Source organism: Haloarcula salina, assembly GCF_010119195.1.
Lineage (GTDB): Archaea > Halobacteriota > Halobacteria > Halobacteriales > Haloarculaceae > Haloarcula > Haloarcula salina.
The window spans coordinates 427,082-444,482 of the sequence record NZ_WRXL01000002.1; the positions used below are offsets into that span (position 1 = coordinate 427,082).

Sequence of the window (17,401 nt, forward strand, 5' to 3'; positions counted from 1 at the left end):
CCGCCACGCAGTCCAGCCCGGCCAGCGGGCTACTCTTCTCGCTCCCAGTACGCGTCCTTGAAACCGGGCGTCCCGAGTTCGTGGAGGTCGCGCGACACCTCGCCGACCTCGGTCTGGAGCGCCTCGTGGTACGAGACCAGCCGGTCGCGCAGTTCGTCGTGCTGGCGGGCGAGGATCTGGGCGGCCGAGAGCGCGGCGTTGAACGACTTGCCTGCGTCGACGGCGGTGATGGGCGCGCCCTGTGGCATCCCGATGACCGAGTCCACGGACTTCTCCTGGACGGGGACGCCGATGACCGGCAGCGGATAGGCGATGCTCGCGGTCATGTTCGGCAGGTCGGCTGACTTCCCACCCGCGCCGGCGATGATCACGTCGACGCCCCGGTCGGCGGCGGTCTCGGCGTAGGCGTACATCAGTTCGGGCGTCCGGTGGGCCGAGCAGACGAACGTTTCGAAGGTGAACCGGGCGTCCGGCGCGTCGGCGTAGTCGGTCTGTTCCTCGAAGCCGAGTTCGTCGGCGAGCGCGGCGTAGGCCCCCGGCCGCTTGCCCTTCCCGCCGGCCATCGTCGCCAGGTCCGAGTCCGACCCCATGACGATGCCCACGTCCGGCGTCAGGTCGTTCGGGCGATCCATCTCGGCTTCCTCGCGCAACTGGTCGATGAGCGACTGGACGCTGTCGGGCGTCATACGAGGGCGTCAGACCGGCGGGGGCGTAAGTGTAGGCGATTTCCGCTCGTCAGTCCTCGGCCAGGACCGATTCGAGCGCGTCGTAACACGCCTCCGGATCGGCGGGAAACAGCCTGAGCGGGCGCGTCTCGCCCGAGACGCTGATTCTGAGGGACCCGCGCTTGCGGTAGGTGAGGGCCGTGCTGACGAGGCCGGCGACCACGAACAGTCCTGCCAGGAGGAGATTTCGCCCGACAGAGGCGAGGCCGAACCCGACGAGACCGAGGCTCATCACCGCGAGGAACCAGTCGACGTCCTGTAGCGTCACGTCGACGACGCCCGTCAGGGGGACGGTGACGGATTCCGCCGCGGGCCTGTCGACCAGTACGCGGTCGGTCGTGACGGTGATGCGGCCGCCGCGCCGGAGGGAACCGACGTACACCGCCTCGCTCTCCTCGGGCATCTCGTCTCAGTCGTCACCCGGGACGCGGGGGCGGTCGCCGCCGCGGCCGCGCAGTCGGTCGACCGCCGACACGAACGCTTCGTCGTCCTCGGTGAGTTCCGCCCACGCGCTGAGGCCGCGCTCCTCGCGGGTGCCGGGAATGGTGTTGTCGAGGACGAACGCGACGACGCCGCCGACGACCATGCCGGTGCCGCCGACGACGAACAGCGTCGTCGCGACAACGTCGGTCCCGAGCACCGCGCCGAGGACCGGCACGCCGGCGAGGCCCTGCTGGAGCGCCGTCGCGCCCGACGCGTCGAGGCCCTGTCCGACCTGGCTCATGTACTCGGGGACGGCGAGGCCGGCGAAGAGGGCGAACCCGACGATGAAGACGTTGCGGTTCGCGTCGAGGTCGACGTACTTCAACTGCGAGAGCCCGACCGCGGCGATCTGTCCGAACATCACCATGTAGAGACCGCCGATGATGGGGGCGGGGATCGTCGCGAACAGTTCGCCCATCGGGCCGAAGTAGCCGACGAGAATCATCACCGCCGCGCCGATCTGGACGACGTAGCGGGAGGCGACGCCGGTGATGGCGATGGCCCCGACGTTCTCGGTGTAAGACGTGCACCCGTTCCCGGTGCCCATGACGCCGGCGAAGACGTTGCCGACGCCCTCCATCCCGATGCCGTGGTCGATGCGCTTCGCGCTCGGTGCGCCCTTGCCGGCGATGCGAGCGACGGAGTGGTAGTCGCCGAAGCTCTCGACGACGGAGGCCAGCATCCCCGCCATCATGCCGACGACGAAGCCCGGGGTGAACTGCGGCAGGCCCCACTGGAAGGGGTAGACGGGCTGGAGCAGGGGTGCGCTGGTGACGCTCCCGAGCGCGACGTAGCTCACCGATCCCTCGGCGAACACGCCGGTCACCGAGAGGACGGCGGCGACGCCCCACGCGACGGCGATGCCGAGGAGCACGGGGAACAGTTTGAACGCCCGGTGGCGCCTGTCGAGGTACTGCGAGAAGACGACGATGGCGAGCATCGTGAGACCGAGGAGCCACCAGTTCTGGCCGGTCCCGGGCGCGCCGAAGTTCGGGTTCGCTATCTGCGGGACGTTGAACAGCGCGAGGCCGATGAGCGCGATGACGGGCGCGATGACGACCGGCCCCATGTAGCGCTTCAGTTTCCCCATCAGGCCGGAGTAGCCGATGAGCATCTCGACGACGCCGGCGACGATGACCGCGCCCTGCAGTTCGACGAGCATGGTCTGCCAGTCCGCGCCCTGCTGGGCCAGCACGCCGATGATAGCCAGTCCCGGTGCGAGCATCGAGAACGTCCCGCCCTGGACGATGGGATAGCGGTTCCCGATGGTCGTCTGGGCAAGCGTCGCGATGCCCGAGACGACGAAGAACGTGCCGATGAGACGACCGACCTGGCCCGGTGCGGCCTCGAACATCCCCATCGCGCCCGCGAGACCGAGGGGAATCGCGACCGACGCGCCGATCATCGTCAGGTAGTGCTGGACGCCGAGCAGTATCGACTCGCCCCTCGGCGGTCTGTCCTCGATGCCGTACTCCACGAACCCGGCGGCCGACGCCTCGCCCGCGGCGTCCGGCCCCTCCGGCGTGAAGCCCTTCTCAACCTCCTCGAAATCGTCCGCGCTGTCGGAACCCATATGCCAACTACAGGGACCGTGGCAGTGCCCCCTGAAATCTCTTGCCAGTTGGATCGGCCGCCCCTCACGCGTTCGGACCGTCATACGGAAAGGAAAACGCTCTTAGCCCGGACCGACACATCTGCGTACATGAGCAACGGGGACGACGAGACCGACGAGGACGCCCCTGCCGAGGACGCCGGCGAGGACGTCAGTAGCGAGGCACTCGAATCGCGGCTCGACGAGGCCAGCGAGGCCCTGGACGCCGCCGAGACGGAAGCGGACCTCGACGAGGTCGAAGCGACGCTCGACGAGGTCGAGAGCGACCTCGAGGCCGCCGACCTGCCCGAACCCGACGAGGACGACGAGGACGCCGAGGACCCCCGCGAGGAACTGGAGTCGCGGCTCTCGGATCTCCGCGACGACCTCGAATCCCAGCGCGGCCCCTACGCCGAGGACGTCGTCGACATCGTCACCGAGGCCCAGACCACCGTCACCGAAAGCGAGTGGACCGAGGACGGCGAGCAGGAAGCCCAGGACGCCGTCGAGGACTTCCTCGACGCGTCCGCGGAGTACGTCGACCACGACGCCGACACGGGCGGTGACTTCGTCGCCGCCGCCGACGCGCTCGGAACGGTCGCCGACGCCGTCGAGGCCGCGGACCTCGACCCCGACGAGGACACGGAGACCATCGAAGGCCTGCTGGAGGCCGCCGAGGCGCTGGAGACGGGCCTCGAGGAGGCCGAGGTCTGGGACGACCTCACCGTCCAGGAGAAACTGGACTCCCGGGGATTCTACGACGTGCTGAACAACGAGAACCGCAAGGACTTCCCGCCGGAGTGGAACGCCGCGAAGCTCCACGCCGAGGAGGGCGACCTCGAAGAGGTCCTCTACGCCTACGAGAACATGGGCTCGGAGTTCTTCGAGGAGTACATGGTCGACCTGCTGTACCACCTCGGGAGCGACGCGGAGGCGGCCTTCGACGCCATGCACCAGCGCGCCCAGAAACGGGAGAAGGGGCCTATTTCGGTGCTCGGCAAGATCGGCGACGAGCGCGCGGCCGAGACGCTCCACGACTACATCGACGGCGACGGCGACCCGGCGCTCCAGAAGGTCACCCTGCGCGCGCTCGGGGCCATCGGGAGCGAGGAGTCCGTCCAGCCGGTCGCGAATCGCCTCGACGCCGACGAGGCCGAGATCCGGTCCTCTGCGGCTCGCTCGCTCGGTCTGCTCGGCGACACCCGCGCCGTCGAGCCGCTCGCGGACGTGCTCGAAGCCGACGACAGCGACTCCGTCCGGGCCTCCGCGGCGTGGGCGCTCCGCCAGATCGGCACCGAGGACGCCCTCGACGAGGCCGCCAGGTACGCCGACGACCGCGCCTACCTCGTCCAGGCCGAGGCCGAGAAGGCCTCCGGCGTCTGATCGCGCGAACCTTTTTGTACCGGCGGGCGGCCAGACGCCCCGATGCGACCGCCCGCCCCGCTCGTCTGCTGTCTGCTCGCACTCGTCGCGTGCTCCCCGGTCGCCGCGACTGCGTCGACGCCGCTCCCGGCGGCTGACGCTCCGGCCGCGACTGCCGTACCCGAAGCGCCCGCGATAGCCGCAGTGTATCCCGATCCGGTCGCCGGCGGCGACCGCGGCGAGTTCGTCGTCCTCTCGATCCCGTCCGACACGGCGCTTGACGAATATCGGCTCTCCGACGGCGACGGAACGGTGTCGCTCCCGAACGCGACCGCCACCGGCCGCGTCGTCGTCTCGACCGCGCCGAACCACACGCGACGGCTCACGGACAGCCGGGTCGTCGGCGTGGACGGGCACCTCGCGCTGGCAAACGGCGGCGAGCGGATTCGACTGCTGCGCGGTGAGCGAACCGTCGACGCCGTTCGGTACTCGGACGCCAGCGAGGGCGAACTCGGCGTCGTGAACGGCTCGGCCGTCCGCTGGCGGCCGCTCGGCGCGACGGACCGGCCCGTCGTGAGCGCGCCCGGTGGCGAGGTCCGAACCTTCGTGCTTCCCGATGCAACAGGCGCGCCGCTCGAGCCGATACGGAACGCCGACGAGCGCGTCCTGCTGGCTGGCTACACGCTCTCCTCCGCGCGCGTGGCGGACGCGCTGATCGACGCGAAGCAGCGCGGAGCGACCGTCCGCGTCCTGCTCGAAGGCGAACCCGTCGGCACGCGAACCGCCGCGGAGGCCCGGGCGCTCGACCGACTGACCGACGCGGGCGTCCCGGTCCGTCTCGTTTCGGGACCGCGGGCCCGGTACAGCTACCACCACGCGAAGTACGCCGTCGCGGACGGCCGGGCGGTGGTCCTGACCGAGAACTGGAAGCCCGCGGGGACCGGCGGCAACAGCAGTCGCGGCTGGGGCGTCGTCACCGAACAGCCGCGAATCGTCGAGGGCCTCGCGGCGACCTTCCGCGCGGACGCGGAGTGGCGCGATAGCGTGGCGTGGGAGCGCTATCGGCGGGGTCGGCGGTTCGAACGCGGCGAGCAGGCCACCGGTTCGTATCCGACCGAATTCAGCGCTGAGTCGGTGTCCGTCCGCCGGACGGACCTGCTGGTCACGCCGGACAACGCGCAGGGCGAACTCGTCGCGACCCTGGACCGGGCGAACGACTCCGTCGACGTGATCCAGCCCACCGTCGGCGACTGGGACAGTCCCCTGCTCCGCGCGCTCCGGCGGGCGGCCTCGCGCGGCGTGGAGGTCCGCCTGCTCCTGAGCGACGCGTGGTACGTCCGCGAGGAAAACCGCCGCACCGTCGAGCGGTTTCGGGACTGGGCGGACCGTCGGGACGCGCCGCTCTCTGCCAAACTGGCCGACCCGGAGGGACGGTACGAGAAGGTCCACGCGAAGGGGGCCGTCGTCGACGGCGAGCGCGTCGTCGTCGGGAGCCTCAACTGGAACGAGCAAGCGGCGACGACGAACCGCGAGGTCCTCCTCGTCCTCCACGGCCCGGATGCGGCCGCGTACTTCGACGAGGTGTTCGACGCCGACTGGGCCGGCGGGGGCGGCGTCGGCTTCCCGATCGGTCTCGCCGCCGCCGTCGCCGGCGTGCTCGTCGTCGCCGGGCTCGCCGCTCGGCGGGTGCGGTTCGAACCATGAGAACGGACGGCTGCAGGCCTACACTTCCTCGGGGAGCGCCGTCGAACTGCCGAGCTCCTCGTCGATTTCGGCCTCCGCCATCTTCTCGACGAGCGCGTCGATGACCGTCTCGCGCATGCCCTTCACGAACTTGATGGAGCCGACGACGAGGTGACCGCCGCCGGAGACGCCGCCGCCGTCGACCTCCTCGGTGAGTTCGGTGACCATCCGCGGGATGTCGAGCCGGACGCCGTCCGAGCGCAGGACGGCGAAGTCGGGGCCGTAGCCGATGGTGATGACGGGGTCGCCCGTCTCGGCGACCTTCCGGTCGTGGATCTCACCGGTGGTCTTGCCGGGCGCGGGGTAGGTAAAGCGGTGGGCGTGATTCTCCACGTCGATGGTGTAGAGGTGCGCGCCGTTGTCGAGTCGCTCGTGGTCCACGTGGCTCATCGCGGCGTCGAGCTGGTCGCCCACGTCGCGCTCGGCGCGCTCGGCGAGGAAGTCGACGACTTCCTCGTGGCGCTCCCGGTCGTCGCAGTCGACGTTCAGCACGTCGGTGATGAGCTGTTCGCCGGAGCTGTAGCGCAGCCAGTGGGTGGCGTAGTCGAGCGCCTCGCCGATGTCGCGCAGGTCGCTCTCGTCGTAGCCCTGCTCGCTCGCCAGGTCGACGTAGTCCCGCATCGCCTCGGCCTCGGAGCGGTCCGAGAGGCCGGCGACGGCGGGGACGTGCGTGAGGTCGTCCGTGAGGTCGGGGTCGATCATCCGGGCGAGTTCGACACAGAGCATGCCCGTGGTGATGCGGTAGTCCTCGTCGTGGAGGTAGGGGTTGACGTGCTGCTCGATGAGCGGCTCGACGGCCTCGGGGTCCGGGTGGTGGTGGTCGACGACGACGACCGGGATGTCGTAGTGCCGGAGGTTCCGGTAGGCGGGCGTGTCCTCCTCGGTCGAGCCGTTGTCGAGCATCAGCAGCATGGGGAGCTTCTGGCCGTGGCGAGTGCGGTCCTCCAGCGCGAAGTTGAGGTCCCGCGTCACGTCCTCCATCTCGTAGTAGGGGGCCTTGCTCGGGAGGCGCTTGAGGAGGTGCTGGGGCGCGCTGTCGTCCTCGTACTGCGAGGCAATGAACGACTCCAGGGCGACCTGCAGCGGGACGCTCGCACAGAGACCGTCGCCGTCGGCGTGGTGACGCATCCGGATCGGGCGGCCCGAGAGCACCGTCTTGCGGAGTTCGGTCGCGACCTCTCGGAGGTCGTCCCACAGCTTCTCGAAGGCGGGCCACTCGACGAGCGGTTCCACGTCGGCCGGCTCGGCGGCCGCTTCGAGCGCCGCGTCGAGGTCGGCCGCCACGTCGGCGGCCGCGTCGCCGGAGAGGACGGAAAGCGAGTCGGCCTCGATCTGGAGGCCGTCGTCGCGCTCCTCGGCCCGGCCCGAGACGCGGACGATGTCGTCGATCTCTACGTCTGGGTACGCGCGGACGCCCGCCTCCTCGAAGGCGGCACAGGGGACGATGCCGGTCTCGTCGCGGACCTGGAACACCGTCGGGCCGCCGGTCTGTTTGATCTGGACGACCTGGCCTTCGAGGACGACGGTCGAACCGGTCGCGCCGTCGAGGTCGTCGACGGTCGTCGCGTCGCCGTGGACGACGTGCTGTTCCTCGTAGCCGTCGACGCGGACCTCTTCGAAGCTGAGATCGCCGTCGGGGCGGATCTCGCCCAGTTCGACGATGAGCTCGTCGCCCACGTCGTAGGGGCCGATCAGGTTCGAGTCGTGGACGAGCCCGGAGACGGCGTCCGAGAGGTCGACGAACACGCCGTACTCGACGACGCCGTTGACGGTTGCGTGGTACAGTGCGCCCTCTTCGAGATCATCTACCGTACATTCATCCGCGAGATCGTAGACGACGGTCCCGCCGTCGGGGACCGCGGCACCGTCGTCGGTGCCAGTTGGCGAAGACATTTGCCGTTTCTTCGGTGCTCCCCGGTTTGTACTCTTCGGAATCGAGGGAGGTCCGAACACAACGCGTAAAAAGCGGCCGACCCGACTGTGAGTATGGGGTTGTTCCGAACGGGCGGGATTCTCGGGATCGCGGAGTCGGCCCTCGAGTTCGCGCTCGCGGCCTCCGAGGAGTCCCATCCCAACGAGTACATGGGGCTCCTCCGGGGCGATGACGCCAGCAAGCTCGGGCTCGACGAGGACGGGACGGTCCTGACCGACGTGCTCGTCATCCCGGGGACGCAGTCGAACCCGGTGAGCGCGACCGTCAAGACGAGCATGGTGCCGAACGACATGCGAGCCGCGGGGTCGATCCACTCGCACCCGAACGGCGTCCTCAAGCCGAGCGACGCCGACCTCGCAACGTTCGGGCGCGGCGACGTGCACATCATCGTGGGCTATCCGTACGGCCGCGACGACTGGCAGGCCTTCGACAACGACGGCAACGAGGTCGAACTGCCGGTACTCGACGTGGACCCGCCCGAGGAGGCGTTCTTCGACTTCGACCAGTCCGACATCGACGCCGAACTCCGCGAGGAGGAGTTCGACCGGTGACCCGCGTCGTCGCGCAGGGCACGTTCGACATTCTCCACCCGGGCCACGTCCACTACCTGCGTGACGCCGCCGACATGGGCGACGAACTCCACGTCATCGTCGCCCGCTCGGTCAACGTCACGCACAAGGCTCAGCCAGTGGTCCCCGACGAGCAGCGCCGCGAGATGGTCGCCGCGCTCAAGCCCGTCGACGAGGCGCACCTGGGCCATCCGGAGGACATCTTCGTGCCCATCGAACGCATTCAACCGGACGTCATCGCGCTCGGCTACGACCAGCACCACGACGACGAGCAACTGAAAGCGGCGCTCGCCGCCCGCGGCCTCGACTGCGAGATTCGTCGCGCGAGCCCGCTCGAAGCCGAGGCGGCAGAGCGGCTGCTGTCGACCGGACGGATCATCGACAAGGTGCTCGACGAGCGAGACTGAGGGGTCGACTCCTCAGCCCGACGGGTCCGTCGTCGGCGTTCCCGCGCTCTCGACGGTGATGATCGCCTCCGAGACGACCCGCTCGTCTGTGGTTTCGGAGCCCGCTTCGACGGGGAGCGCGTACGTTCCGGGCGCTGCCGTCGGCGGGACGGCGACCGATAACTGGCCGCGCACCGAGTCGACCGCCGGATCCCAGACCAGTTGCGGCGGATACGACTCTCGGACGGCGGTCGGCTGTGGCTCGAAGTTCTCGTAGGTGATCTGCCAGCTCTCGGGCACGTCGCCCAGCCGCCAGGTGAGGACGCCGACGAGGGACGCCTGTACGTCGATGGTCGCCGTCTCGCCCGGCACGACGGTCGCACCCGACGTTTCGACGGAGAGCGAACCGCCGGAACCCCCGCCGGGCGAGCGACAGCCGGCGACCAGCGTGGTTCCGGCGGCGAGCGCGAGAAGTGTACGCCGAGTAACCATACCGGCGGTTCCGGCGGCGGGGTGAAAACAGTTCGTGGAACGGCCGGCTCAGAGCAGGTCTTCCGCGGCGAGGCGGTCGACGGCCTCCTCGAGGCGGTCCTTGCTGTTGGCGTAGGAGAAGCGGGCGTAGCCCGGCGTCCCGAACGCGCTGCCGGGGACGGTCGCGACCTGCGCGTCGGAGATCGCCCTGTCGCACCACTCGGTGTCGTCGACGTCGGGGGCGACTTCCGGCATCATGTAGAACGCGCCCTGCGGTTCGGGGACGCGGACGCCGCGCTCCTCCAGCAGGTCGATGAGGAACTCGCGGCGCTCGGCGAAGGCCTGGCGCATCTCCTCGACGGCGTCGTCGGTGTTCGTGAGCGCCTCGACGCCGGCGTGCTGGACGAAGTTCACCGCACAGGAGACGGAGTGGGAGTGGACCTTCCCCGCCTGCGAGACGAGATCCTCGGGGCCGGCGAAGTAGCCGAGTCGCCAGCCGGTCATCGCGTAGGCCTTCGAGAAGCCGTTGAGCGTGACCGTCCGGTCGGTCATGCCGTCGAGCGTGCCGAGCGAGACGGCCTCCGCGCCGTCGTAGGTAATTTCCTTGTAAATCTCGTCGGAGATGACCGTGATGTCGTGCTCGACGGCGAGGTCGCGGACGCCCTCCATCGCCTCTCGGGAGTACACCGCGCCGTGGGGGTTGCCCGGCGAGTTGACGACGAGGAGCGCGGTGTCGTCGGAGACGGCCTCGGCGAGGTCGTCGAGCGCGCCCTCCAGCTGGAAGTCGTGGGCCGCCGTGTCGACGCGGGTCAGCGTCCCGCCGGCGAGCTTCGCCATCGCCTCGTAGGAGACCCACGCGGGGTCCAGCAGGGCGACCTCGTCATCGCCGTCGATGATCGTCTGGAAGATCTCGTAGAGGGCCTGCTTGCCGCCCGGCGTGACGATGAGGTTGTCCGCGCCGTACTGAGTGAGGCCGTCGTCGTGGAGCTTGTCGACGAGCGCGTCCTTGAGTTCGGGGATGCCGTTCGAGGGGGTGTAGCCGGTGTGGCCGGCGTCGAGCGCGGCCTTGGCGGCGTCCTTGATGTTCTCAGGCGTGTCGAAGTCGGGCTCGCCGACGCTCAGGTCGACGACGTCCTTGCCCTCGGCTTCGAGCTCTGCGGCCTTGTTGCTGATCGCGAGCGTGGCGCTCGGTTCTACACGTTCGACGCGGGATGCGAAGTCCATAGTCATTGTTCGAGTTCCGTGGCGAGTTCGATGGCGCTCGTGACGGCCGAAGCACCCTTGTCGGTCCGGGCCTCGGCCTCGTCCTGGCTCATGCCCGGGCCGATGATGCCCAGCGTGACGGGGGTGTCGCGGTCGAGGGACACGTCGGTCAGCCCCTGGGCGGCGGCGTGACCGATGACCGCGTCGTGGTCGGTGTCGCCGCTGACGATGGCTCCGAGGACCGCGACGGCGTCGACGTCCGACCGGCGCGCGAGGCGGTCGGCCGCGAGCGGCGTGTCGTACGAGCCCGGGACGGACACCGTGTCCACGATGTCCGCCTCGCGGTCCGCGGCCGCCTCGCGCGCCCCGCGCTCCATCTCGCCGATGACCTCCCCGTGTTTGTCGTACTGGGCGATGACCAGCCCGAGCTGCACCATACGTCACACCGAGGCAGGGGTCAATAAAGTACTACCGTTCCGTCCTCAGCGCCCTACCCCGGCACTCGCGGCCGACAGCGTCGACGCGCCCCGCGCTCGCGACACTTCTGTAAACCAGAAGGATTCTAATGCCCCCTGTGCTTCCCACAGACATGGCTGCGTCGTCTTCGCTCTCCGCCCTCCGCCGTCTCCGCGACCGAACTCGGTCCTGGGTCGACGACGACCCGCACGCCGCGACGAAGCTCGTCGTCGGCGTGACGCTGCTTGGCCTCCTGTGCCGACTCGTCGCGCTCGGCCACCGCGTGGCCCACTTCGACGAGGGACGGGTCGCCTACTGGGCGCTCAATCTCCGCGACTCCGGCTCGTTCGCCTACCGGTACATCATCCACGGCCCGTTCATCCAGCACGTCGACTCGTGGCTGTTCGCGGTCGTCGCGCCCACCGACTTCTGGATGCGGTTCCCCGTCGCGGTCATCGGCGGGCTCCTTCCGCTGACGGCCCTGCTGTTTCGCGAGCACCTCCGGGACGAGGAGACGGTTCTCACCGCGGTCTTCCTGGCGGTCAATCCCGCCTTGCTGTACTTCTCGCGGTTCATGCGCAGCGACGTGCTGGTCGCGGCGTTCATGTTCACGGCGTTCGGCTTTCTCGTCCGGTTCCGCGACACCCGGAAGGCGCGCTACCTCTACGCCGTGGCGACCTTCGTGGCTTTCGGATTCGCGGCGAAGGAGAACGCTATCGTCTACATACTGACGTGGCTCGGGGCAAGCGGCCTGCTGCTGGCCAAGCTGTTCGTCCTCCCCAACGGCTACCGCGACGCGCTCGGGTTCCTCCGAACCGTCCCGAGCGCCGGCGCGGTCTGGAGTCGTGTCACCGGCCGCGTTCGCGGCGATGTCGCCATGCTGAAGGGCGTCGTCGGATCGTTTCGCGACCGCCACGACAGCGCCGGGACGGTCCTCGCCGCCTACGCCGGCCACGTCGTCCTCGCGGTGGTAGTGTTCGCCTTCGTCTCGCTGTTCTTCTACGCGCCCCGCGGCGCGGGCGTCGCAGGCATCGAGCACCCGCCGACACCGGCGACGGCGGGCGACGTGAACTTCTGGTCGGGCGTGACGAACCCGACGCTGTTCCCCGAACTCGTTCAGGTGACCTGGGAGCGCGTCGTCGACCAGTTCAGCGAGTGGTTCTCGCCGGCTTCCGAGAAGGCGACGACGACGGAGACCGGCCTCATCGAGTCCCTCGAAGGATTCTACGAGAGCGTCGACGGCCACTACGAGGTGCTGCTGAAGGCCCTCGCGTTCACGTCGATGCCGCTGCTCGCGTTCTCCGTCTTCGGCTACGCCCTCGACCGCCTCGGGGCCGTCGAGGCGCGCCACCTCGTCCCGTTCGTCGCCTACGGCGGCTTCGTCTCCATCCTCGGCTACCCGATCGGCACGGACATCGGCGCGCCGTGGCTGGCCGTCCACGTCGTCGTCCCGCTGTCGATCCCGGCCGCCGTGGGGCTGGCCGCCGTCTTCCGCTGGGGCGGCGAGGCGCTGTCGGCCGACGACGTGACCGGCGTCGCCATCGCGGCCGTCATCCTGCTGCTGGTCTCCGCGCTCGTCGTCAACACCGCCGCGACGCGGGTGTACTCGAACGAGCACCTCGAAGGCAACTCCCTCGTGCAGTTCGCCCAGCCACAGGAGTCGCTGCGCGAGGACCTCAACGCGATGGACCGCATCGCGACGGCCCACGACGGCGGGCCCGACCTGGTCGTCTACTACGGCGAGTCCGGTGACGCGTACGACGGCGACGACGCCTACGTCAAGGAGAACCGCGACAACTGGAACGAGTCGTGGTGGGTCACCAGGCCGACCTGCCTGAACTGGTACAACACGCTGCCGCTGCCGTGGTACTTCGCGGCCGACGACGTGAGCGTCGCCTGCGAGAACAGCGAGCGCGCACTCGCCGAGCGCGCCGAGGGCACGACGCCGCCGATGGTCATCACCCAGCCAATCGACGGGACGGTCCCCGCCGAGCGGCTCCGCGCCGCCGGCTACGAGCCGCGGACGCACCTGATGCGCACGAAGTACGACTCCAACGAGATCACCGTTTGGGTCCACGAGTCCCACGCCCGAGAAACGAACGCTTAACCCCGACGCTGTGAAAGCGCGCGGTATGACGCTCACTTCGCCCGGCCCCACCGTCGGCGTCGTCGGCGGCGGCCAGCTCGGACGGATGCTCGGCGAAGCGGCCGCGCCGCTCGGCCTCGAACTGCTCGTCGCCGACCCGACGCCGGACTGCCCGGCCGCGCCGGTCGTCCGCGACCAGCTCGTCGGCGGCTTCGAGGACGAAGAGACGTTCCGCGACCTCGCCGAGCGCTCTGACTACCTCACCTTCGAGATCGAACTGGCCGACCCGGACGTGCTCGAACGCGTCGCCGAGGAGACCGGCACGCCGGTCCACCCCGCGCCCGAGACGCTCCGGACGATTCAGGACAAGCTCGTCCAGAAGCGCCGCCTCGCCGACGCCGGCGTCCCGGTCCCCGAGTTCCGCGCCGTCGACAGCGCCGCGGACCTCCGCGAGGCCTGCGAGGACCTCGGCTACCCGGCGATGCTCAAGGCCCGGACCGGCGGCTACGACGGCCGCGGGAACGTCCCCGTCGAGGGGCCCGACGCCGTCGAGGACGCTGTCGACGACATCGCCGGCCCGGCCATGGTCGAGGAGATGGTCGACTTCGAACGCGAGCTCGCCGTGATGGGCTGTCGCGGCGACGGAGAGCGCGACGCCTTCCCGGTCACGGAGACGATCCACGAGGCCGAGATCCTCCGAGAGTCGGTCGCGCCCGCCCGCGCGTCGGACGACGTGCGCGAGCGCGCCAGAGACGTGGCCCACGACGTGCTCGACGCGATGGACGGCCGCGGCGTCTTCGGCATCGAACTGTTCGAGACGACCGACGGCGAGATCCTGCTCAACGAGATCGCTCCGCGGCCGCACAACTCCGGGCACTGGACCATCGAGGGCTGTCACACCTCCCAGTTCGAACAGCACCTCCGCGCCGTCGCCGGCCTCCCGCTCGGCACGACCGACCAGCGGTTCCCAACCGTCTCGACGAACATCCTCGGCGACGTGGCCGAGCGCCAGCCCGCGGCACTCAGCGGCGAGGAGGGAATCCTGGAAACGCCGCGCGCGCACCTCCACTGGTACGGCAAGCGCGAGGTGTACGACCTCCGGAAGATGGGCCACGTGACGCTGACCGGCGACGACCCGGACGCCCTGCTCGCGGACGCGCGAGACCTCCGCGACGGGCTGACCTTCGAGTGAGGCCGGCGACGGGCCGCCGTCGAGAACCGAGCGGCCTTTGCCCGTCCGGTTCCGAGTCCGACTATGGAGCGACGGGACTTCCTCCGCGCCGTCGGACCGGCCGCCGGCATCGGGCTGGCGGGCTGTATCGGAAACGGGACAGCGGGCGGCGACTACGACGTGGGGATGTCGGCCAAGGCGTTTCGCCCCACCCGTATCGAGGTCCGACCGGGAACGACCGTCAGGTGGCTCAACACCAGCAAGCAGGGTCACACGGTCACCGCCTACGGCGAGCAGATCCCCGACGAGGCCGAGTTCTTCGCGAGCGGCGATTTCGACAGCGAGCAGGCGGCCCGCGACGCCTGGGGTAACGCCACGGAGGGCACGCTGTTCGAGGGCCAGGAGTACACCCACACGTTCGAGGTGCTCGGGACGTACCCCTACTTCTGTATTCCCCACGAGCGGGGCGGGATGGTCGGGACCGTCGTCGTGACCGAAGACGCGGCGACGCCGACCGCGAGCGAGTGAGCGGCCCCGGTACGTCGTCGGGGGGCTCAGCGACGCAACTCCGTCAGTATCGGTCGGAGCCGCCCGGCTGTTGTCACTCGAGGAGGCTCCCCGTCACGTCGTGGCCGACGGCGTGGCTACGCGGGGCTGGTTCGCGACGACGGAAAAATGCGAATCGAACGGTCCGACGGCGAAGCGACCGTCGACGGCGTTAGCTCTCGACGTCGACGTCTTCTTCGTCCACGTCGACGGCGGTCTCCTCTTCGGCGGCGACTTCCTCGGGGCGGGCCTCGAGGGTCGTCTTCTGGATCTCGACGCGGCGCAGGGGGTAGATGTCCTTCGCCTCGCCGTAGATGGCCGAGGAGAGTCGGCCCTCGACGACGCTGTCGACGAGTTCCTCGAAGGTGCGGTCTTCGGCCGTCTCCTCGACGAGGTCGATCATCGTCCGGCGGATGGCCTTCTCCTGGGAGGCGTCGGCCTTCTTCGTCGTGACGGCGACGGGCTGGACCTGGACGCGGTAGTCGTCCGTGGTCAGCACGGTGACGAAGGCCTCGACCTTCGAGGAGCCGCGGCGGACGAGCGAGCGCAGGTAGTCCCGCGTCAGCTCGTGGCGGACGAACTCCGTGTACGCGGAGTCCGAGGCGACCTCGTTGATCTTGAAGGTCAGCTTGGTGTTGTTCTCGCTGGCGTCGTCGGTCAGTTCGCCGAGCGTGGTTTCGATGGTGCGTCCGAGCACCTTGTCCGGTTCGTCTGCGGGTGTCTTGCCGAGCGCCTCCCGGTCGAACTGTTCGGGAGCCTGCACGGTGTACCACCGCTTCTGCTGTGCGCGTTTGGATACGCTTCGTTCACTCATGGTTGGATCGTGTGTCGTTGTTGGCTAGCTGTGCTGCGACTCTGAGGTTGACGACGTAGTCGTCGACGGTCGCCTGGAGGCCGCCGGTCGTGTCGCGCTCGACGGTCGTGACCACCGCGTCGTCTTCGACGCGGGTGGTCATCTCGTCGGTGTTGTCCGGGCGGAGCGCGTTCGCGACGCGCTCGGGCGAGTCGTGCGTGGTGCGGATCTCGGCCCGTCTCATAGTGCCTCCCGGAACGCTTCGATGAAGTCCGCCGTCGACACGTCGAACCGGGCGCGCGCCCGATCGTCGGTCCCGACGGCGTCGCCGCCGACGGACTCGGCGGCCGCTCGCGTCGGCGCGGCCACGTCCCGGCCGTCGGTGGCGCGGACTGCGGCCTCGCCGTCGGTGACGACGAGCGTCACCGGTTCCGGCGCGCGGAAGTCGGCGAACAGTCGAGCGACGGTCCCGGTCGGCATCGCGTCGCCGCGGGCGACGAACAGGCCGTCGTACCGGCCCGTCGTCGCGTCTGTGACCGCCCCGTGGGCGCGCCGGGCGTGCGTCCGCCAGGCGTCGAGCGCGTCCTCGCGGACGGCGTCGTGGCCGAGCGCGAGGGCGACGGCGGTTCCGGGCCGTTCGCGCGCGGCCGCGTCGAGTACGTCGGCGTAGCCGCCGACCGTCTCGAAGGGGCCGCCGACCGCGGGACGGAGCGCGCGCTCGACCGCGTCAGCGGCCCGCGGCGGTGCGTCCTCGGTGACGGCGAGCGCGACCAGCGACGCGGGGCGTCGGCGGTCGTCGGCCGTCGGGTAGTCGCCCGGGTCGACGTCGAGGTCGGCCAGGGCGGCCCGCGCGGCGTCCGCCTCGCCCGAGAAGGGCGCGACGAACAGCGTCGAGTGGGCCAGGCCGTCCGCGAGGTCTGCGACCGGAACGGCGACGCCGGGGCGACGTTCGAGCCCCGCCTGCGCCGCGGCTTCGGCGATGGACCCGTCGACCTCGCCGGCGGCGATCGTGCCTGCCAGGGCGAGGGCGGGGTCGGCCGTGCCGAGTTCGCGGGCGGTCTCGAACGCCGTCGCGGCGGGTCGGTCGGTCAGCGCCACGTCGGCGGCCGACCGCGCGCGACCGACGGCGACCGTGAGGTCGGCCTCCGTGGTCCGATCGGGGTCCTCGAAGGGGCGGACGACGCTCGCCTGGAACGGCGTGTCGTCGAGCGCCCGGGCCAGCAGGCCGGTCGCGGCCAGCGCCTCGCCGGTCGCGCCGCTGACGAGGCGCACGAAGGCGGCCTCGCGCAGCGACCCGGCGAGGTCACTGGGCGACGTGGCTGGCGTCGGTTCCCGACCGGTCGCGGACATCTATGCGTCGTCCAGCAGCTCGACGGCCGTGTCGTAGCTGTAGGTGAAGTCCGCGTCGAGCTCGTCGCCGCGGTAGTAGTCGGCGAGCCGTCGGATCTTCGACTGCGTGTTCTGGAGGGCGCGCTTGTTCTGGTAGTCGCCGGGGTTCTCGTCCATGTGGTCGCGGAGGCGGACGGCCCGCTCCATGAGGTTCCGGAGGTCCTCGGGGAGCTCCGGCGAGGCCTCGTTGTCCGCGAGGATCTCGGTGACCTTCTTGCCGGTCGCGAGCGAGACGTCGGGAATCGGGGTACCCTGGACGCCCTCGTCGCGCAGCTTCAGGCCGATCTGGCTGGGCGAGTGGCCCTGTTCGGCGAGCTCGACGACGCGCTCTTCGACGGCGTCTTCGTCTACGTCGCTCCACTCCGGGGGTTCGTCTGCCGCCGGTTTGTCCGAGCCGGACGAACCGCGGCGGCGTGTGTGCATTCGTGCCATAGTTCTGATTGGAACGGCACAGACCGCTCGTCGCTAACCGGTAGCGAGGCGTATTGGCATCT

Annotated in this window: 18 protein-coding genes; 7 read left to right on the plus strand and 11 right to left on the minus strand. The window is 69.9% G+C overall.

The window, feature by feature from the left end; genetic code table 11:
- Nucleotides 1-29: 29 nt before the first annotated feature.
- Genes GM656_RS07145 through GM656_RS07155 form a run of 3 tightly spaced genes read right to left on the minus strand, consistent with a single transcriptional unit; the run spans nucleotide 30 to nucleotide 2,781 of the window.
- On the minus strand, nucleotides 30-686 hold the full coding sequence (locus GM656_RS07145; RefSeq protein ID WP_162412977.1) for an AIR carboxylase family protein: 657 nt from the start codon (nucleotides 684-686) through the stop codon (nucleotides 30-32).
- A 49-nt stretch (nucleotides 687-735) separates the two neighbouring features.
- A complete protein-coding gene (locus GM656_RS07150; RefSeq protein WP_162412978.1) occupies nucleotides 736-1,128 on the minus strand; it encodes a hypothetical protein in 393 nt (130 codons plus the stop codon).
- 6 nt (nucleotides 1,129-1,134) lie between these two features.
- Nucleotides 1,135-2,781, minus strand: a complete 1,647-nt coding sequence (locus GM656_RS07155) for a uracil-xanthine permease family protein (protein ID WP_162412979.1) — start codon at nucleotides 2,779-2,781, stop codon at nucleotides 1,135-1,137.
- Between the two features lie 129 nt (nucleotides 2,782-2,910).
- On the opposite strand from GM656_RS07155, the gene GM656_RS07160 reads away from it, so the two are divergent.
- Complete coding sequence (locus GM656_RS07160) at nucleotides 2,911-4,182, plus strand: HEAT repeat domain-containing protein (RefSeq protein ID WP_162412980.1); 1,272 nt, start codon at nucleotides 2,911-2,913, stop codon at nucleotides 4,180-4,182.
- 42 nt (nucleotides 4,183-4,224) lie between these two features.
- Entirely contained in the window at nucleotides 4,225-5,865 is a 1,641-nt protein-coding gene (locus GM656_RS07165) for a phospholipase D-like domain-containing protein (RefSeq protein WP_162412981.1), read from the plus strand.
- A gap of 18 nt (nucleotides 5,866-5,883) precedes the next feature.
- On the opposite strand, the gene GM656_RS07170 is transcribed toward GM656_RS07165, so the two are convergent.
- Entirely contained in the window at nucleotides 5,884-7,797 is a 1,914-nt protein-coding gene (locus GM656_RS07170; protein WP_162412982.1) for a DHH family phosphoesterase, read from the minus strand.
- A gap of 93 nt (nucleotides 7,798-7,890) precedes the next feature.
- On the opposite strand from GM656_RS07170, the gene GM656_RS07175 reads away from it, so the two are divergent.
- On the plus strand, nucleotides 7,891-8,388 hold the full coding sequence (locus GM656_RS07175; RefSeq protein WP_162412983.1) for a Mov34/MPN/PAD-1 family protein: 498 nt from the start codon (nucleotides 7,891-7,893) through the stop codon (nucleotides 8,386-8,388).
- The gene (locus GM656_RS07180; RefSeq protein ID WP_162412984.1) at nucleotides 8,385-8,813 is read left to right on the plus strand and encodes an adenylyltransferase/cytidyltransferase family protein; all 429 of its coding nucleotides are present in this window, start codon (nucleotides 8,385-8,387) and stop codon (nucleotides 8,811-8,813) included. Before GM656_RS07175 ends, GM656_RS07180 begins: the two co-directional genes overlap by 4 nt.
- A 12-nt stretch (nucleotides 8,814-8,825) precedes the next feature.
- On the opposite strand, the gene GM656_RS07185 is transcribed toward GM656_RS07180, so the two are convergent.
- Genes GM656_RS07185 through ribH form a run of 3 tightly spaced genes read right to left on the minus strand, consistent with a single transcriptional unit; the run spans nucleotide 8,826 to nucleotide 10,903 of the window.
- Nucleotides 8,826-9,284 (minus strand): hypothetical protein, encoded by a 459-nt coding sequence (locus GM656_RS07185; RefSeq protein WP_162412985.1) that lies wholly within the window; start codon nucleotides 9,282-9,284, stop codon nucleotides 8,826-8,828.
- A 48-nt stretch (nucleotides 9,285-9,332) separates the two neighbouring features.
- Nucleotides 9,333-10,493 (minus strand): pyridoxal phosphate-dependent aminotransferase, encoded by a 1,161-nt coding sequence (locus GM656_RS07190; RefSeq protein WP_162412986.1) that lies wholly within the window; start codon nucleotides 10,491-10,493, stop codon nucleotides 9,333-9,335.
- Nucleotides 10,490-10,903: a 6,7-dimethyl-8-ribityllumazine synthase gene (gene ribH, locus GM656_RS07195; protein ID WP_162412987.1), complete on the minus strand. Its 414-nt coding sequence runs from the start codon at nucleotides 10,901-10,903 to the stop codon at nucleotides 10,490-10,492. Before ribH ends, GM656_RS07190 begins: the two co-directional genes overlap by 4 nt.
- 152 nt (nucleotides 10,904-11,055) lie before the next feature.
- Here ribH and GM656_RS07200 point away from each other — a divergent pair, with 152 nt between their 5' ends.
- From GM656_RS07200 to GM656_RS07210, 3 genes are all read left to right on the plus strand, one after another.
- The gene (locus tag GM656_RS07200) at nucleotides 11,056-13,029 is read left to right on the plus strand and encodes a flippase activity-associated protein Agl23 (RefSeq protein ID WP_162412988.1); all 1,974 of its coding nucleotides are present in this window, start codon (nucleotides 11,056-11,058) and stop codon (nucleotides 13,027-13,029) included.
- 25 nt (nucleotides 13,030-13,054) lie between these two features.
- Nucleotides 13,055-14,200 carry a 5-(carboxyamino)imidazole ribonucleotide synthase gene (locus tag GM656_RS07205; protein WP_162412989.1) on the plus strand — a complete coding sequence of 382 codons (1,146 nt, stop codon included), beginning with the start codon at nucleotides 13,055-13,057 and terminating at the stop codon, nucleotides 14,198-14,200.
- 63 nt (nucleotides 14,201-14,263) lie between these two features.
- Complete coding sequence (locus tag GM656_RS07210) at nucleotides 14,264-14,707, plus strand: plastocyanin/azurin family copper-binding protein (protein WP_162412990.1); 444 nt, start codon at nucleotides 14,264-14,266, stop codon at nucleotides 14,705-14,707.
- A gap of 190 nt (nucleotides 14,708-14,897) precedes the next feature.
- On the opposite strand, the gene GM656_RS07215 is transcribed toward GM656_RS07210, so the two are convergent.
- Genes GM656_RS07215 through GM656_RS07230 form a run of 4 tightly spaced genes read right to left on the minus strand, consistent with a single transcriptional unit; the run spans nucleotide 14,898 to nucleotide 17,339 of the window.
- On the minus strand, nucleotides 14,898-15,539 hold the full coding sequence (locus GM656_RS07215; protein ID WP_162412991.1) for a 30S ribosomal protein S3ae: 642 nt from the start codon (nucleotides 15,537-15,539) through the stop codon (nucleotides 14,898-14,900).
- A complete protein-coding gene (locus GM656_RS07220) occupies nucleotides 15,532-15,762 on the minus strand; it encodes a KEOPS complex subunit Pcc1 (RefSeq protein ID WP_162412992.1) in 231 nt (76 codons plus the stop codon). The genes GM656_RS07215 and GM656_RS07220 overlap by 8 nt, the downstream gene beginning before the upstream one ends.
- Nucleotides 15,759-16,868 (minus strand): hypothetical protein, encoded by a 1,110-nt coding sequence (locus GM656_RS07225; protein ID WP_162412993.1) that lies wholly within the window; start codon nucleotides 16,866-16,868, stop codon nucleotides 15,759-15,761. The genes GM656_RS07220 and GM656_RS07225 overlap by 4 nt, the downstream gene beginning before the upstream one ends.
- Nucleotides 16,869-17,339 carry a 30S ribosomal protein S15 gene (locus tag GM656_RS07230; protein WP_162412994.1) on the minus strand — a complete coding sequence of 157 codons (471 nt, stop codon included), beginning with the start codon at nucleotides 17,337-17,339 and terminating at the stop codon, nucleotides 16,869-16,871.
- Nucleotides 17,340-17,401 lie beyond the last annotated feature (62 nt).

Bases quoted from the DNA above. Each gene is read 5' to 3' on its own strand.
- GM656_RS07210 (WP_162412990.1), top strand. From the start codon at position 14,264: ATGGAGCGACGGGACTTCCTCCGCGCCGTCGGACCGGCCGCCGGCATC.
- ribH (WP_162412987.1), bottom strand. From the start codon at position 10,903: ATGGTGCAGCTCGGGCTGGTCATCGCCCAGTACGACAAACACGGGGAG.
- GM656_RS07230 (WP_162412994.1), bottom strand. From the start codon at position 17,339: ATGGCACGAATGCACACACGCCGCCGCGGTTCGTCCGGCTCGGACAAA.
- GM656_RS07215 (WP_162412991.1), bottom strand. From the start codon at position 15,539: ATGAGTGAACGAAGCGTATCCAAACGCGCACAGCAGAAGCGGTGGTAC.
- GM656_RS07220 (WP_162412992.1), bottom strand. From the start codon at position 15,762: ATGAGACGGGCCGAGATCCGCACCACGCACGACTCGCCCGAGCGCGTC.
- GM656_RS07150 (WP_162412978.1), bottom strand. From the start codon at position 1,128: ATGCCCGAGGAGAGCGAGGCGGTGTACGTCGGTTCCCTCCGGCGCGGC.
- GM656_RS07155 (WP_162412979.1), bottom strand. From the start codon at position 2,781: ATGGGTTCCGACAGCGCGGACGATTTCGAGGAGGTTGAGAAGGGCTTC.
- GM656_RS07160 (WP_162412980.1), top strand. From the start codon at position 2,911: ATGAGCAACGGGGACGACGAGACCGACGAGGACGCCCCTGCCGAGGAC.
- GM656_RS07175 (WP_162412983.1), top strand. From the start codon at position 7,891: ATGGGGTTGTTCCGAACGGGCGGGATTCTCGGGATCGCGGAGTCGGCC.
- GM656_RS07170 (WP_162412982.1), bottom strand. From the start codon at position 7,797: ATGTCTTCGCCAACTGGCACCGACGACGGTGCCGCGGTCCCCGACGGC.
- GM656_RS07225 (WP_162412993.1), bottom strand. From the start codon at position 16,868: ATGTCCGCGACCGGTCGGGAACCGACGCCAGCCACGTCGCCCAGTGAC.
- GM656_RS07205 (WP_162412989.1), top strand. From the start codon at position 13,055: ATGACGCTCACTTCGCCCGGCCCCACCGTCGGCGTCGTCGGCGGCGGC.
- GM656_RS07200 (WP_162412988.1), top strand. From the start codon at position 11,056: ATGGCTGCGTCGTCTTCGCTCTCCGCCCTCCGCCGTCTCCGCGACCGA.
- GM656_RS07165 (WP_162412981.1), top strand. From the start codon at position 4,225: ATGCGACCGCCCGCCCCGCTCGTCTGCTGTCTGCTCGCACTCGTCGCG.
- GM656_RS07185 (WP_162412985.1), bottom strand. From the start codon at position 9,284: ATGGTTACTCGGCGTACACTTCTCGCGCTCGCCGCCGGAACCACGCTG.
- GM656_RS07190 (WP_162412986.1), bottom strand. From the start codon at position 10,493: ATGACTATGGACTTCGCATCCCGCGTCGAACGTGTAGAACCGAGCGCC.
- GM656_RS07145 (WP_162412977.1), bottom strand. From the start codon at position 686: ATGACGCCCGACAGCGTCCAGTCGCTCATCGACCAGTTGCGCGAGGAA.